Origin of the sequence: Actinacidiphila guanduensis, from assembly GCF_900103985.1 — a bacterium.
Lineage (GTDB): Bacteria > Actinomycetota > Actinomycetes > Streptomycetales > Streptomycetaceae > Actinacidiphila > Actinacidiphila guanduensis.
This window is the reverse complement of record NZ_FNIE01000019.1, coordinates 99,469-114,513: the sequence shown is the minus strand read 5'-3', so window position 1 is coordinate 114,513 and position 15,045 is coordinate 99,469. Positions and strand designations below refer to the sequence as shown.

The 15,045-nt window shown below is 71.7% G+C and carries 14 protein-coding genes and 2 pseudogenes; 6 read left to right on the top strand and 10 right to left on the bottom strand.

Features of this window, described 5'->3' with window-relative positions; all coding sequences use genetic code 11:
* Positions 1-108: 108 nt before the first annotated feature.
* From BLR33_RS30695 to BLR33_RS36485, 3 genes and pseudogenes are all read left to right on the top strand, one after another.
* Positions 109-894 (top strand): SDR family oxidoreductase, encoded by a 786-nt coding sequence (locus BLR33_RS30695; RefSeq protein WP_093786497.1) that lies wholly within the window; start codon positions 109-111, stop codon positions 892-894.
* A 232-nt stretch (positions 895-1,126) separates the two neighbouring features.
* A pseudogene (locus BLR33_RS30690) lies at positions 1,127-1,518 on the top strand (helix-turn-helix domain-containing protein); the annotation flags it as partial.
* 2 nt (positions 1,519-1,520) lie between these two features.
* Positions 1,521-1,736: pseudogene (locus BLR33_RS36485) on the top strand (IS5/IS1182 family transposase); the annotation flags it as partial.
* 120 nt (positions 1,737-1,856) lie between these two features.
* On the opposite strand, the gene BLR33_RS30685 reads toward BLR33_RS36485, so the two are convergent.
* The 3 genes from BLR33_RS30685 to BLR33_RS30675 form a co-directional block, all read right to left on the bottom strand.
* On the bottom strand, positions 1,857-2,849 hold the full coding sequence (locus tag BLR33_RS30685) for a GNAT family N-acetyltransferase (RefSeq protein ID WP_245771770.1): 993 nt from the start codon (positions 2,847-2,849) through the stop codon (positions 1,857-1,859).
* Positions 2,850-2,953: 104 nt separating this feature from the next.
* Entirely contained in the window at positions 2,954-4,729 is a 1,776-nt protein-coding gene (locus BLR33_RS30680; RefSeq protein WP_093787921.1) for an alpha-keto acid decarboxylase family protein, read from the bottom strand.
* A gap of 33 nt (positions 4,730-4,762) precedes the next feature.
* Entirely contained in the window at positions 4,763-5,248 is a 486-nt protein-coding gene (locus tag BLR33_RS30675; RefSeq protein ID WP_093787920.1) for a DUF2000 domain-containing protein, read from the bottom strand.
* A gap of 89 nt (positions 5,249-5,337) precedes the next feature.
* Here BLR33_RS30675 and BLR33_RS30670 point away from each other — a divergent pair, with 89 nt between their 5' ends.
* Positions 5,338-5,826 carry an Lrp/AsnC family transcriptional regulator gene (locus BLR33_RS30670; protein WP_245771769.1) on the top strand — a complete coding sequence of 163 codons (489 nt, stop codon included), beginning with the start codon at positions 5,338-5,340 and terminating at the stop codon, positions 5,824-5,826.
* Positions 5,827-5,888: 62 nt separating this feature from the next.
* On the opposite strand, the gene BLR33_RS30665 is transcribed toward BLR33_RS30670, so the two are convergent.
* Positions 5,889-6,782, bottom strand: a complete 894-nt coding sequence (locus BLR33_RS30665; protein ID WP_093787919.1) for an amidohydrolase family protein — start codon at positions 6,780-6,782, stop codon at positions 5,889-5,891.
* Between the two features lie 85 nt (positions 6,783-6,867).
* Positions 6,868-7,656, bottom strand: coding sequence for an SDR family NAD(P)-dependent oxidoreductase (locus tag BLR33_RS30660; protein ID WP_176930652.1), 789 nt, complete (start codon positions 7,654-7,656; stop codon positions 6,868-6,870).
* A gap of 175 nt (positions 7,657-7,831) precedes the next feature.
* Here BLR33_RS30660 and BLR33_RS30655 point away from each other — a divergent pair, with 175 nt between their 5' ends.
* Both BLR33_RS30655 and BLR33_RS30650 read left to right on the top strand, forming a co-directional pair.
* Positions 7,832-8,425: a TetR/AcrR family transcriptional regulator gene (locus BLR33_RS30655; protein WP_176930650.1), complete on the top strand. Its 594-nt coding sequence runs from the start codon at positions 7,832-7,834 to the stop codon at positions 8,423-8,425.
* 259 nt (positions 8,426-8,684) lie between these two features.
* Positions 8,685-9,410, top strand: a complete 726-nt coding sequence (locus BLR33_RS30650; protein ID WP_218136734.1) for a GntR family transcriptional regulator — start codon at positions 8,685-8,687, stop codon at positions 9,408-9,410.
* Here the strand turns inward: BLR33_RS30650 and BLR33_RS30645 are convergent.
* Genes BLR33_RS30645 through BLR33_RS30625 form a run of 5 tightly spaced genes read right to left on the bottom strand, consistent with a single transcriptional unit; the run spans position 9,340 to position 15,023 of the window.
* Entirely contained in the window at positions 9,340-10,404 is a 1,065-nt protein-coding gene (locus tag BLR33_RS30645; protein ID WP_093787916.1) for an amidohydrolase family protein, read from the bottom strand. The two genes, BLR33_RS30650 and BLR33_RS30645, sit on opposite strands and share 71 nt — an antisense overlap.
* Positions 10,401-11,240 (bottom strand): alpha/beta fold hydrolase, encoded by an 840-nt coding sequence (locus BLR33_RS30640; protein ID WP_093787915.1) that lies wholly within the window; start codon positions 11,238-11,240, stop codon positions 10,401-10,403. Before BLR33_RS30640 ends, BLR33_RS30645 begins: the two co-directional genes overlap by 4 nt.
* On the bottom strand, positions 11,237-12,154 hold the full coding sequence (locus BLR33_RS30635) for an FAD binding domain-containing protein (RefSeq protein WP_093787914.1): 918 nt from the start codon (positions 12,152-12,154) through the stop codon (positions 11,237-11,239). The genes BLR33_RS30640 and BLR33_RS30635 overlap by 4 nt, the downstream gene beginning before the upstream one ends.
* A complete protein-coding gene (locus BLR33_RS30630; RefSeq protein WP_093787913.1) occupies positions 12,151-14,532 on the bottom strand; it encodes a xanthine dehydrogenase family protein molybdopterin-binding subunit in 2,382 nt (793 codons plus the stop codon). The genes BLR33_RS30635 and BLR33_RS30630 overlap by 4 nt, the downstream gene beginning before the upstream one ends.
* Positions 14,532-15,023 carry a (2Fe-2S)-binding protein gene (locus BLR33_RS30625; protein ID WP_093787912.1) on the bottom strand — a complete coding sequence of 164 codons (492 nt, stop codon included), beginning with the start codon at positions 15,021-15,023 and terminating at the stop codon, positions 14,532-14,534. Before BLR33_RS30625 ends, BLR33_RS30630 begins: the two co-directional genes overlap by 1 nt.
* Positions 15,024-15,045: the final 22 nt, after the last annotated feature.

Genomic DNA, 15,045 nt, shown 5'->3' with positions numbered 1-15,045 from the left:
GCTTGACTACCGTTTCGCGCTGCAGGACGACGGCATCGCCGAACTCGTCATCGCCAACCATCCGGCCTGACCGAATCCGCACCACCTCGATCTTCAGTGGAGAGAAAAATGTCCGGTACAGATCGCGATCGTCTCGACGGTCGCAGGGCGCTGGTCACGGGCGGTTCGAAGGGCTCGGGCAAGGCCGTCGTGGAGAGACTGCGAGAGATGGGTGCCGACGTGTGGACCACGGCACGCACTATGCCCGGCGGCTACGAGCGCCCCGACCGATTCATCGAGGCGGACACTTCCACGGTGGGTGGTGCAGAGGTTGTGGTGTCCAAGATCTCTGAGGGAGGTGCGCTGGACATCCTGGTGCACGTTGTCGGAGGGTCGTCAACCCCACCTGGCGGGTTCGCGGCAGCGACTGAGGCGCACTGGCTGGCGGAACTCAACCTGAACTTCTTGGGAGCTGTCCGACTGGATCGAGCGCTGCTGCCGGCAATGGTGGAGGCCGGATCAGGAGCAGTTGTCCACGTCACGTCGATCCAGCGTCAGATGCCGCTGCACGACGCGACGTTGCCGTACGCGTCAGCGAAGGGTGCGTTGCGTACGTACAGCAAGGGTCTTGCGAACGAACTGGCGCCACGAGGAGTGCGAGTGAACGCCCTCAGCCCCGGGGGGATTCAGACCGGAGCGTATGAGGGCTTCATCGACCAGCTCGCCGAGGGCAACGGACTGACCCGCGAGGAGGCGAAGCAGAGCGTGATGGATTCCCTCGGAGGGGTTCCACTCGGAAGGTTCGCAACGACGGAAGAGGTTGCGGACCTGGTCGGCTTCCTTGTCTCGGACCGCGCCTCGGCCATCGTAGGAGCCGAGTACGTGATCGACGGCGGCACCGTCCCGACCGTCTGAGCCAGGCACCAGTTCCGAGTACCCACTCGCGAACAACTCGATCCGGTGGCGGAACCCCCTCCTTCACAAGGACGACGTGGGTACAACCCGATAGGCTTCTTCACCTGGAGAGCGCCTCTTTCCGTGCAGCCAACAGGACCCTAGAAAAGTCCAATCGCTGCAGTTCAGAGGTGCTCTCTGCTTATTTGATCAAGCCTCGGCGCCCCAACTCGTGAAAGCGCGAGGCTGAGACATGAGGTACGCGCTGGGCGGCAGGCCGACCGCGCCGAGAGAACTACGCCGGGGCGGGTACGGCTCCAGGCCCTGGAGTGTTTCGAGGGCGGCCGGAAGAACGCGGAGATTGCTGCTGCTCTGCGGATCAGCGTGCGGTCGGTTGAACGGTTGCGCCGTGCCTTGCGTAAGGATGGCGAGGCGGGGGCCCTGCCCAAGGGGTCTCCGGGAAGGCCCGGGCTCAACGAAGCCCAGATCGGCAGGCTGGCGTGGGAGCTGGAGCGGGGTCGACTGGCTCACGGGCGGGCGGGCCAGCGGTGGAACCTGGCGCGGATACAACGGTGATCGATTGGCTCTTCCAGGTCTCTCTGCCCGGTCGAGGGCGCCTGGAAGCTGGTGAAGCGGCACGGCTGGAGGCCAGCCCTTGGCCGACCACCCGCTTCAAGTGCAAGCCCGTGCATGAACTCACCTCCGCTGAAAGGACCCCCGTCGAGGCGCTGGCCGCGGGATGGGCACCGGTCGAACGCGGCGTCGCACGGCTGAGGCCTCGGCGGATCCTCCGGAGATCCCGATGCGTCCCCGACTGCATGACGTCAACCTCCAAAGTCGTCCTCACCCTGGAGCGGCAGCGCTCCGTGGTTGCGCAATCACTGAGTTCGTGGCTCCCGAAGCGGTGGACCTCGTCCATACGATCACCAGCGAGTTGGAGAGCTTCGTGCGTGCCCTCCACGGTCACGCGTTCTGCGGGAACGTCAATTCGCCAGCACCACTCCCAGCATCGCAAGCCAGCCCAGCGAGACGAAGACGGGAAGCAACACCATGACCAGACCGGTCGGAGACGCCTGGAGCCATTCGGATCCCGGGTCTGCCAGCTGGCGCCCCACTATCCGCTGCCCGCCGTGCCACGCCATGTACTCCTCCAGCTCCACGACGGTGCTCTTGCGCTTCTGCAAGTAGCGACGCCCGAAGCGCAGCATGACGGCGAACGCCAGCCCTGACCCGAACCCGATCACCGCGATGACCGCTCCGACGCCCCGGGCCACTGCATGCGACTGCGCGCCCTCTTTGCCGAGGGTGAATGCCAACGTGGCCGCGAGGCCCGCGGTGATGTAGAGGAAGTTGTTGAGCTTGTTCCAGTTGAGGAGGTCCTCATGTTTGTATAAGTCCACCGCGATCTCGTACTGGGTTTCCAGCAGTGACTCGCGCGGCTTGCGCGAGACCCACACCACGCGCATCCGACCGTCCGGCGGTCGCAACCGCGTCAGTTCCTCGAAGCCCATCTTCCGGTGGAATCGGCTCGAGGCTTCGTTGGGCGGCTCGTCGACCACCGCGGCGATCACCGGGTTGGCGGTCCACTGCTCCAGCACGTGGTGGTACAGCCGCGACGCCACGCCCTGTCGCGCCGCCTCGCGGGCCACGCACACCTGCTTGATCACCAGGAAGCTGCCGAGCGTGGTCTTGATCCGGCGGTTCAGCCACTCGTCGGGCTCGATCTGGGTGTCGCTGTAGGCCAGCAGGAATCCCAGGACGTCGTCGCCTTTGACGGCCACATAGAAGTGCTCGGCGTTCACCAGCCGCCTCTGGTACACCTCGGCGGTGTACTCCGAGACCAAGAACCCCTCCTGACTGGCAACAGCCGGATCGATTCCCTCCAGATTCCTGGACTGTGCCAACGCGTGGATCATCGGGACATGCGCCGCAGTCGCCCGCACGATCTCGATCCCCGCTTGAACAGGCGCGGTCACGCGCTCACCTCCGCAGAGCAGACAGACCAGAACCCTGCAGGAAAGCGTGTCCTGACGGCCCGTCCGATGCAAGGGCGCACACTGCCGCAGGGTCCCGTCGCTGTTCACCCCGCATTGCGCGTGGCAACAGCTACGCAGGTGTCGCGCAGGACCTGCGGCAGGTCGTGCCGGTCCAGCACTGCTTCGACGACACGGATGCGGCCTGTGGTCCGCGGCAACTCCGTCAGGACAGTGTCCAGTTCGCCGACGGTACGCACCCGGGTGCAGGTCGCGTCGGCGCCGAAGGCGGCTGGGATGCGCTGCCACTCCCAGCGGGCGATGTCGTTGTAGGCGGCGTTGGGGCCGTTGATGGCCCGTTCCACGGTGTAACCGTCGTTGTTGACGACGATGATGATCGGGTCCAGGCCCTCGCGGGCGATGGTGCCGAACTCCTGCACGGTCAGCTGGGCCGCGCCGTCACCGATGACCAGAACGGCGCGGCGGCGTGCGGCAGTGGCGAGCTGGGCACCCGCGATGGCGGGCAGGCTGTAGCCGATGGAGGACCAGCCGGGCTGTGCGATCACCTCCACGTCGGCCGGGAGGCGCTGGCCCAGGAGGCCGTAGAACGGGGTGCCCTGGTCAGCGGCGACGATGTCGCCGGGCCTGAGGAAGCGGCCGAGGCGGCGCCAGAGCACGTCCTGGGTGAGCGGTGTCGCGGAGGCGGCGGACGCGTACTCCGCGGCGGTTCCGGCCAGGGCTCCCGCGACCCCGGCGGTAACGGGCCGCGCCGGGTCGTCGGGAAGTGCGGTGATGGGCCGCGCCCGGTCATCGGGGAGTGCGACAACGGGCCGCGCCGGGTCGTCGGGAAGTGCGCTGAGGAGAGCGCCGAGTTCGTCGATGGCCTGGTGCAACGGCAGGCGGTCGATACGCGTGGCGCCGACGGTGGCGTGGTGGGGCTGAAGGTCGATCAGGCGGGCCGGGTCCACGCGTGCGGTGAAGCCGCCGGTGTTGAGGTCGTTGACCGTCAGGCCGACGCCGATGACCACGTCCGCGTCCTCGACCGCGGCACGGGTGCCGGGCGCGGAGATGGCGCCTATGTAGAGGCCGGCGAAGGTGTCCTGCGACTCGTCGATGACGCCCTTGCCGCCCGTGGTCACGGCCGCCGTCAGCCGCCCCTTGCGGATCAGGTCGTCCACTTGCCGTCCCACGTCGTACCGGCGGGCCAGGCCGTCCACGAGCACGGTGATCCTGGTGGCCTCCCGCAGCAGGCGCGCGGCGGCCTCGCCGAACGCGGCGGCGGGGGCGTGGGGGTGGAGGGGCGTTCGCGCGGACGGCGCCGCGGCGCTGTCCGGCTCGGTGCGTGCGGGGCAGGGCCGGGTGACGAGGTCGGAGGGCAGAGCGAGATAGCCGGGCCGCTTCTCGTGGAGGATCGCGGCGATCACTCGATCGATCTCGCCGGCCGCGTCGGCGGCCGTGAGGCTCGCCGCCGCGCAGGTGACCTCCCGGGCGGCGCGGACGAAGTGCTGGTGGTCGCCGTCCAGCAGGCTGTGGTGAACGGGCAGGCCCTGGCGCTGGATCGCGCAGGTCGGGGTGCCCACGATGTGCAGCACCGGCACGTTCTCCGCGTAGGCCCCGGCGATGCCGTTCATCGCCGACAGCTCACCGACACCGTAGGTGGTCACGACGGCGGCGAAACCCTTCAGGCGTGCGTAGCCGTCGGCCATGTAGGCGGCGTTGAGCTCGTTGGCGTTGCCCACCCAGCGCAGCTGCGGGTGGGCCTCGATCCGGTCGAGGAAGGTGAGGTTGTAGTCGCCCGGGACGCCGAAGACGTGGGTGACGCCGGTGGCGGCGATCCGGTCGAGCAGATACCGGCTGACGGTCGGGGGTGTGGCATCGGACATGGCGCGCCCTTCCGTGGTACGCGGAGGGGGTGGTCAGGGCATCAGCGGGAGCTTGCCGACCAGCTTGCTGACGCGGTTGCGGGGGCCGACGATGCTGACCGCGCAGTAGTCCATGTCCTCGGCCGCGGTCTTGCCCACGGCGGCCTGGTAGTCGGTGAAGACCAGCGTGCGCTGGGCGGCCGCGGGCATGTCGGCGACGTAGGTGTCGGGGGCCGCGGCTGCCTTGGCGCGGATGGCGCGCAGAGTGCCGGCGTCGGCGGCGAGCACGGTGCAGCCCACCCAGGGCAGGGCCGGATGGACGGTCCCGTCGGCGTCGGCGACGTCGACACCGAGCAGCCCGGGCACCTGGGTGGCCGTGGGAGCGGCCGCGCAGATGGCGGCGTTCGCGGCGCGGCCCGGCGGGAGCGCCTCATCGACGACCACCACCCATTTCAGCCGGGCCGCCCGGGCCGACATGCCCAAGTCCACCTCGTCCGGTGCGAAGCCGACGGCCGGGCCGGTCCGATTCAGTGCGTGCATCCGCGTCTCCTGGTGTCAAATACGGCGACTATGCTTGGATGCTAGGCGCTCGTACGGAGCAGATTCAAAGCATCCGTACATGTATCGGAATGAGGCGGATCTTCGTGGCCCTGGACGAACTAGATACGGCGATCCTGCGGGAACTGCAGTCGGATGCACGGATGACCAACAGGGACGTGGCCGCCAGGGTCGGCGTCTCGCCCACCACGGCGCTGGATCGCACCCGGGCCCTGCGCCGGCGCGGGATCGTGCGCGGAGCGATCCTCGACGTGGACCTCGCCGCGATCGGCCGCTCGGTGCAGGCGCTGATCGCTGTCCGGGTCCGGCCCCCGTCCCGTCCGGTCATCGACAGCTTCCGCGCCTGGGTCAGCGCCCTGCCCGACACGCTCGGCGTGTTCGTGACCACCGGCACCGAGGACTTCATCGTGCACGTCGCCGTCCCCGACAACAACGCGCTGTACGCCCTCGTGATCGACAAGCTCACCCAGCGCCCCGAGGTCGCCGACGTGCGCACCTCGATCGTCTACGAGCACATCACCAACACCCGGATCGCCCCCGTGCCGGAGGGCCCTTCCTGAGCGTGGCGCCCTCAAGAAGGAACGCGGGGCCGGGCATTCTCCCAGGCGGCCGCGGGCGGACCTCAGTCCTTCCAGTTCACAACGGTGCGGACGGTGCGGCCGAGCATCCACTCCTTCTCGGCGGCCGAGAAGGCGCCGGAGTCGAGGAGGTAGTGCAGGCTGTGGGAGTAGGGCGCGGGGTGGGGGGACAGGCCGGGCTTGACGGCCTGAGTGAAGTCGCTGGCCCACAGGATCCGCTCGGGCCCGTAGGCGTCGACGACCTTCCGGAAGTGCGGGACGAGGTCGGGATAGGGGTACGGTTCGGCGGCGAGCCGTTCGACGTGCGACCACTTCAAGTGCAGGTTGCCGTACTCGGCCAGCCTGCGGATCTTGTCCAGCCGGGCATATCGCTCGGTCGGTGCCGTGCCGGCGGCCGGCCAGGCGACGCCGATGTGATCGATGACGAACGTCAGGTCCGGGAACTTCCGCAGGTACGGCTCAAGGGTCTCGGCGCGGGGCGTCACCATGATGAACACCGGGACCTGCTCGGCCTCGCAGGCCGCGAACAGCCTGCTGTAGCCGCCCTGCTCGAACTCCGGGTCGCGCCAGGTGTTGCCGTCGTACTCCGCGTGGACACGGATACCGACGCACCCGGGCTTCCGGCGCAGACCGGCCACCATCTCCTCGAGGGCGGGGTCCTTGTGGTCCACCCGGCTCAGCCAGACGAAGCGGTCCGGGTACCTGGCGACGGCCAGTTCGGAGAACGGCCGCTCCGGGCGCCACGCCCCATTGGCGTGGTAGCTGCCGGGAAGCATGTGGAAGCGGTCGTCGAGTCCGGTGAACTCGTCGAGGACCGCGCCGTGTACGCCCACGGCGTCCATGGCGACGACTGTCGCGTCGAGGGTGGCTTCGAGATCGGCCTCCTGCCATCGGGGGCCGATCTGGTTCGCGTGGAGCTGACCGTCGATGATCTTCATGAGGTGTCTTTCCGTGCGGGTCTTTCAGGCGGCGTCCGGCGGGTTGCATGCTGCGCGTCCGCCGCCGGATGTTCCGGCGTCCTGGTCAGGCGTTCTGGCTGTGGGAGAGGCCCGGCATGTGGGCGGTGATGCCGCCGTCGACGACCAGGACCTGCCCGTTGATGTAGGAGCCGGCGTCGCTGGAGAGGAAGACGACGGTCTCTGCGATGTCCGCGGGCACGCCGGTGCGCTCGACCAGTCCTCCGGTCGCCTTGCGGAACGCTTCCTGGCTCGCGGTGTCGTCGCCGACCATGATCACGCCGGGGGCGACCGCGTTGCAGCGCACTCCCTGTGGTCCGTAGGTCGCGGCGATGGTGCGGGTCAGGCCGATCATGCCGGCCTTCGCCGAGGAGTAGGCGGTGGCGAAGCCGGAGATGCTGTACAGCGCCGCCGTCGAGGTCATCATGGTGATCGCACCGGTTCCCGCGGCGATCATGTCGGGGAGTACGCGCCGCGCACCGAGCATGGGACCGCGGAGGTTGGTGGCGACGACCCTGTCCCACACCTCCAGGGAGCTGTCGAGCAGCCCCCGGTCGCCCGCCACCGACGCCTTGAGTGCCGCATTGTTCACCAGCACGGTCACCGGGCCGTGGCGCTCCCGTACCGCCGCGAGCACCGACTCCCAGGCGGAGTCGTCGCCGATGTCCAAGGCAAAAGCCTCCGAGGCGCCCCCGGCCGCGCGGATGTGCTCACTGGTCGCCTGGGCCGTCGCGCGGTCGATGTCGGTCGCGATCACCGTCGCGCCCCTGGCCGCGAGGGCGAGGGCGCATCCGCGGCCGATACCGGCGCCTGCGCCGGTCACCAGCGCCTGACGCCCGTGAAGGGATGTGTCCAAGATGATCTCCTGATGTGCCCGCTCGTACCGGGACCGGGGTCAGGGCGCTCGACAGCGTCGGGACCTAACCGTAGGGACCCTTCGAATGTACCGTAGGGTCTCTACGGTTAGCAACCGTAGCCGTAGGGGTCCTACTCTTGGAGGGGCATCCGCGATTCACCAAGGAGACGGGTCCATGTCCCAGGCCGCACCTGCAGGCGCACCCCCGGTCCGGCGCATGCGCGCCGACGCGCAGCGCAACTACGACAGGCTCCTCGAGGCCGCCGGACTGGCCTTCGAGGAGCACGGGGCGGCTGCGGCCCTGGACGACATCGCCCGGCGGGCAGGCGTCAGCATCGCCACGCTGTACCGTCACTTCCCCACCAGGCAGGACCTGTTGGAGGCCGTCTTCCTCCGCATCGCGGACACGCTGCGCGATCAGGCGGTGGAGCTGCTGAACAGCCCCGACCCCTTCCAGGCGCTCGTGGAGTGGCTGCGCCTGCACCTGGAGAGCGGGGCCACCGGCCGCGGGCTCGCCGCCAGCGTCATGAGCGCCAAACTGCAGGACGGATCCGCGGTCAACACGAGCTGCAACGAGATGAAGGCCGCCGGCGAACGTCTCCTGGCCCAGGCGCAGGCGGTCGGTGGCGCCCGGGACGGGATCGACCTCGGCGACCTGCTCCTCGTCGTCCACGGAATCGTCCTCATCAACGAGCAGCTCCCGACATCCCCCGACCGGCCGGAACGCATGCTCAAGGTCGTCGTGGACGGGCTGCGTCCAGCGTCCTGATCAGCGCGCCGGCACGGACACGACGCCTCCCCTGGTGCCTGCGCAGCGGCGGGCCCGTGGTGTGATGTGGTGCTCCATGAGGGGCCGTTAGGCGAGCTGGGACCAGGGTTGAGGCGGTACGAGGATGACGGGGCGGGCCGGATCGCACGGGCCGGGGGCCGGGGACGCGCAGGAGCCAGGGCTCCGTGGCACTTCGGGGGAGGGGGCACCCCGTGACGGGCGCCGCGTCTCGGGGGAGGCGGAACCCCGCGACGGGCGCGTGCCGTTGCGGGTGGCCGGGGCGCCGCTCACCGCCGGGGAGCGGGAGATCCTCCGCGTGCTGCGCCGCTCGGGCGAGATCGGCGGGGTCACCGACGAGATCCTCATCGCGGTCGGCAGCGGCATCGTCGAAGGACGGCTCAAGCCCGGCGACGACCTCAACTCCGTCGAGCTGGCACGGCGGTTCAACAGCAGCCGCACCCCCGTGCGTGAGGCGCTGCTGACCCTGGAGCGCGAGGGCCTGGTGGAGATCGCCGCCCGCAAACGCCCCCGGGTCAGGCGGCTGGGCCTGACCGAGGTGCGCGAGATGTACGAGCTGCGCGCCGAGTTGTACGGCCTGGTCAGCCGCCGGATCGTGGAGCGGTGCGGCCCGGAGCGGGTCGCGGTCTTCCACGGCATCCAGGCCCGGCTGGAGCAGGCGGCCGCGGCCCACGACCAGGAGCGGTACTTCTGGCTGATCGTGGAGTTCCGCAACACCGAGGCGCGCCTGGCCGGCAACGAGACGGTGCGAACCGTGCTGGACTCCGTCGGCCTGCGCACCCTCCAGCTGCGTCACCTGAGCCTGTCGCTGCCGGGCCGGCTGGAGACCTCGGTGGACGACCACCGCCGGCTGGTCCGGGCCTACGACGACGCGGACGGCGAGCTGGCCGCCGCCCTCACGCGCTCCATCGTGCGCCGGGGGCTGGCCGCCGTGGAGCGCTCGGGCTGGACGGGCTCGGCGGACTGACCTTGCCGAGGAGTCCCGCGGCGGCGAGGACGGTCGCCCGCTCGGCGTCGGTCAGGGCGATCGCGTCCACGGCCTCGACCGGCCGGTCGAGCCGCATCGGGAACGGGTAGTCGCTGCCGAGCACGACCCGTTCCGCGCCGACGACGTCCACCAGGTGGCGCAGCGCCCCGTCGTCGTGCAGCACCGAGTCGAACCACAGCCGGTCCAGCAACTGCCGTGGCCTGAGCGCCCCCTTGGCGCGCACCGGCGGCGGCGCGGCGGTGAACCCGCGGTCCAGCCGCCCGATCTGGTAAGGGACGAAACCGCCGCCGTGGACGAGCAGCACCCGCAGCCGCGGGTGGCGCTCCAGCACGCCGCCGAGCATCAACGCGGCCGCCGCGTAGGTGGTTTCGGACGGGTTGCCGACCAGGATGTGCAGGAACAGCCGACGGACGCGCTCGGGCACCTCCAACTCGGCGGGGTGCACGACGACGGGCACGTCCAGCTCCTCGGCGGCCGCCCAGAAGACGGCCAGCCCCGGATCGTCCAGGCCGAGTTCGTTGACCCGGGCGCCGATCTGCACCGCCCGGTGATCCAGGTCGCGCACCGCCCGCCGCAACTCCTGGGCGGCGAGCTCCGGTTGCTGCAGGGGGACGGCGGCGGCCGCCCGGAAGCGGCCGGGGTGCGCGGAGACCAGCGCGGCCAGCGCGTCGTTCTGCACCCGCGCGAGCCACAGCCCGGCCGGGCCGTCGAGGTGGTAGCCGGCCAAGTCCATCCAGGGCGCGACCAGTTGGACGTCGACACCCGCGGCGTCCATCCAGGCCAGCCGGGCCGCGACATCGCTCAGCGGCGGGATCAGCGGCAGCCCGGTCAGGCGTCCCGCGACCTCCACGCGGGTCACCGGACCCTGCTCCACCAGCCGTACGCCGTACTCGGCGCCCTCCTCGCGGATGCGCTCCACGGCGGGGTCGCCCACGTGGTGCGCGTGCACGTCCACGACCAGCGGGGCGGTCATGAGCGGCCCCCCGCCCGGGAGTCGGCGGCGGCCTCGTCGAGCAGCCGTACCAGCGCGTCGACCACCACCGCGGGGTTCTCCAGCGGCGTCAGGTGCCGCGTGCCCGGGACGACGACCGCCGGGCCGGCGCCGACGCGCGCCGCGAGGTCCCGGGCCATCTCCGGCGGGGTCGCCTTGTCGTCCGCGCCGACCAGCACGGCCGCGGGAGCGCCGATGGCGGCGGCCGAGGCCCGCAGGTCCGCCGCGCCGAGCATGGCGCACGAAGCCTCATACGCCGCAAGGTCGTTGGCGGTGAAGATGCCGGTCAGCTCCGCCATCAGGCCGGGGCGGGCGGCGCGGAAGTCGTCGCCGAACCAGCGGGTCAGCTGGAACGGGACGAGCGAGGCGAGGCCCTTCTCCCGGGCGGCGGCCGCGCGCCCGGCCCAGTCCGCGGCGGCGGTCGGCCCGTACCAGGCGGTGGTGTCCACGAACAGCGCGGCGGTCGTCCGGTCGGCGTGCCGCGCGGCGAATGCCTGGGCGACGCAGCCGCCCATCGAGCAGCCGGCGACCGCGGCCCGCGGCCAGCCGAGGTGGTCCAGCAGGTCGCGCAGGTCGTCGGCGAACTGCTCGACGGTGTACGGGCCCGCCGGGCGGCCGGACCTGCCGTGGCCGCGGCAGTCCAGGGCGACCGTCTCGGCGCGCCCGTCCAGCGCCTCGGTGACGCCCGACCACAGCGAGCGGTCCAGGGCCAGGCTGTGCACGAAGGCGATCCGGGGGGCGCCCTCGGGCGCCGGGCGGCGGGTGTAGGCGAGCGCGACGCCGTCGCGTGTGGTGGCCATGCCCTCGACGGCGGTCATCGGGCGGCTCCTTCCGCGGCGCGCAGCGCCGCCGTGGTCAGGGCGCGCCGGGCGAACTCGGCGATCATCCGAGTCTTGTACGCCGCGGAGCCGCGGACGTCGCTGTAGGGGCGGGTCCGGTCGGCGGCGCGCCGGGCGGCCTCCTCGATCACCGCGTCGCCGACGCCGCCCGGGCCGCCAGGGTCACGGCCGGCCGCATGCACCAGGTCGGCGAGATCGATCAGGACCGGCCCGCCGGTCACCGAGCCCACCGCCAGGGAGAGTTCGCGCGCCGCGCCGTCCGCGTCCAGCCGCACCACCGCGGCGACGTTCACGCAGGCGTATTCCCACAGGCCGCGGACCAGGAACTTCACGAACGACGAGCCCACCGCGCCGGCGGCGGTCAGCGGCAGCCGCACTTCCTGGATCAGCTCGTCGCCGCGCAGGCCGCCGAGGTCGCCGACCGCGAGGGTGCGGGTGGAGCAGGCGCTGCGGACGGTGAGCCGGGCGCCGGCCGCGGCGAGGGCCACCGGCGGGTCGTGGCTGTCGTCGCGGGCGGCGAGGTTCCCGCCGAGCGTGACCATCCGGCGGATGCGGGCGGTCGCCACCGAGCCGGCCGCCTCGGTGACCGCCGGCCACACCGCGGCGAGCCGGGCGTCGGCTTCGAGGTCGGCGAGCCGGGCGCCCGCGCCGATCACCACCTCGTCCCCGCTCCAGGTGACGGTGCCGAAGCCGGGCAGCCGGCCGACGGAGACCAGTGTGGCGGGTGTCGGGAGGCGGTCGTGGCGGCGCAGGGTGTGGCGCACGCCGCCGGCGACCGCGGCGGCCTCCGGCGCGGCCAGCAGCCGGAGCGCCTCGTCCAGGGAGTCCGGGGCCAGCAGCACCGGCGGCTGCACGGGCCCGGTGTGCTCGGGGGCGCGGTCGAGGGTGGTCATCGCGATTCGCCTTCCTCGCGGGCACGGCCGTCCGGGTCGTGGATGCCCCAGTAGATCTTCTCGGCGGTGATGGGCAGTTCGTGGACGCGCACGCCCACCGCGTCGGCCACCGCGCTCGCCACGATCGAGGGGACCGGGTCGAGCGCGATCTCGCCGACGCCCTTGGCGCCATAGGGCCCGGTCGGCTCGTAGGAGTCGGCGAACTCCACGTGCAGCTTGGGCATGACGCCCGCGGTGGGGAGCTTGTAGTCGGTGAAGCTCGGCCGGGTCGGGGCGCCATCGGCCCACGCGAAGCGCTCGGTGATCGCCATGCCGAGGCCCTGGGCGATGGCGCCCTCCACCTGGCCCTGCGCCAGCGGCGGGTTGAGGACGGTGCCGCAGTCGACCGCGGCGGCCAGCTCCAGCACGGTGACCGCGCCGGTCGCCGGATCGACCTCGACCTCCGCGGCCTCGGCGACGAAGTTGTACGCGCCGGACTCATTGCCGAACCGCGACTGGTCGGGGAACTCCGACGGGTTGTCGAACGCGCCCATGCCGACGATCGGCTGGCCGTCCGGCCGGTACAGCTCGGCCCGCACGACGACCCCGACCGGCACCTGCACGGGTGTGTCGTCGCCCGCCGCGGGCGGTGCGTGCACCACGCCGTCCTCGACCCACAACTCGCTGGCGGGCCGGTCGAGTTGGCGGGCGGCCGCGGCGAGCAGCTGCTCGCAGGCGTGCTCGGCGGCGCGCTTGACCGCGTTGCCCGCCACGTAGGTGACGCGGCTGGCCAGGGCGCCGAGCGCATGGGTGGTCAGGTCGGTGTCGGGTCGGGTGACGGTGATGTCCGCGACGGGCAGGCCGAGTTCGGCGGCGGCGATCTGCGCGAGGGTGGTGCGGGCGCCGGTGCCGATCTCGCCCTCGCCGACGATGACGACGGCCCGGCCGTCCTCGGCGAGCCGCACCATCGCCGAACTGCCGTCGTAGTCGCCGAAGCTGCGCCGGCCCGAGACGTGGACGCTCACCCCCATCGCCAGGCCCCGGTTGGGCGTGGGCGCGGCCCGCTTCTCGTACCAGCCGATGGCCTTGGCGGCGCGGCGGATGCACTGCTTGAGCTCGCAGCTGCCGATCCGGTGGTTGTGCGGGGAGACGCTGCCGGCCTCCACCGCGTTGAGCAGGAACAGGTCGGGCGGTTCGATGCCCAGCCGGGTGGCCGCGAGGTCCCACGCCTGGCCGACGGCCCAGTCCGCGGAGGGGTTGCCGAAGCCGCGGAAGGCGCCGGTGGGCACCAGATTGGTGTAGACGAGGCGGGAACGGGCCCGCACCGCACGGTAGTTGAAGAGTGCGTCGTGCCGTACCGTGGCCGCGCCCAGGACCGCCTGCGCCTTGCCGGTGTAGGCGCCGTTGTCGGCGATCATGTCGATGTCCTTGGCGGTCACCAGGCCGTCGGAGGTGAAGCCGAGCCGGACGTGGTAGCGCATCGGGATGCGGGGACGGCTGGCCAGGAACTCCTCCTCCCGGGTGTTGACCAGCTGCACCGGGCGGCCCGCCTTGCGGGCGAGGATCGCACAGATCACCGAGGTGTTGTCGTCGCCCGACTTGCCGCCGAAACCGCCGCCCACCTCGGTCTGCACCACGCGCACCGCCCGCAGCGGCATGCCGAGCGCGGTGGCGTACCGCTGCCGGGCCAGGAACGGCGTCTGAGTGTTCACCCACAAGGTGACCCGGTCCTGCGACCACTCCGCGGTGCAGCCGATCGTCTCGATCGAGCTGTGCCACTGGCGGGTGCTCTGCCAGACGCCCTCCACGATCACATCGCTGCGGTCGAACCACGCGTCGGCGCCGCCGCGGTCGAAGGAGAACTCGTGCGCCAGGTTGCCGGCCGCGTCATCGTGCACCAGCGGCGCACCCTCGGCGAGCGCCTCGTCCAGGCTGAGGACGGCGGGCAGCACCTCGTACTCGACCCGGACCAGCTCGGCCGCCCGCCGCGCGGTCTCCACGTCGACGGCGGCCACGGCGGCGATTTCGTCGCCGACGTAGCGGACCTTCTCCAGCGCCAGCGGGTAGAGGTCGGGGCGGAAGGCGCCCCACTTGATCCGCGCGGTGTCCGCGCCGGTGACCACCGCGTGGACGCCCGGCAGCCGCTCGGCGAGCGAGGTGTCGACGGACACGATGCGCGCGTGGGCGTGCGGCGAGCGGACGACGGCGCCGTGCAGCATCCGCGGCAGGCGGACGTCGGCGGCGTAGGCGGCCCGGCCGGTCACCTTCTCCACGGCGTCGACCCGCTGCACCGCGGTGCCGATCACCGCCGGCAGCACGGCGCGGTCCGGGGGCAGTTCGGGCGCCGGTGCCTGCGGGGCGCCGGCGGTACGGGCGGCGGGGACGTGGGCGGTGGACATCAGCGCACCTCCCCGGCGCGGGCCCGCTCCAGCGCGACGGCCTCGCGCGCGGAGTCCAGGATCTTCACGTAGCCGGTGCAGCGGCAGTAGTTGCCGTCCACGGTCTGCCGCAGCTGCTCCTCGTCCGGGTCGGGCTCCTTGTCGAGCAGCGCCCGCACCGCCATCACGTGGCCGGGCGTGCAGAAGCCGCACTGCATGCCCGCGCAGGCGACGAACGCCTCCTGCACCGGGTCCAGGCCGCCGGGACCTGACAGGTCCTCGACGGTGCGGACCTCGCGGCCGTCGAGCAGGCCCGCCATCTGCAGGCACGCGGGCACCGCCTCGCCGTCCACGATGACCGTGCAGGCCCCGCAGTACCCGACGGCGCAGCCGGACTTGGTGCCGGTCAGGCCGAGGCCGCCGCGCAGCAGATCGAGCAGGGTCGCCGCGGGGTCGTCGAGATGGACCTCCACGTCCTCGTGGTTGAGCCGGAATCGCAGGGGAACCGCCATTGCCGTCCTTCGTGTCGATGGT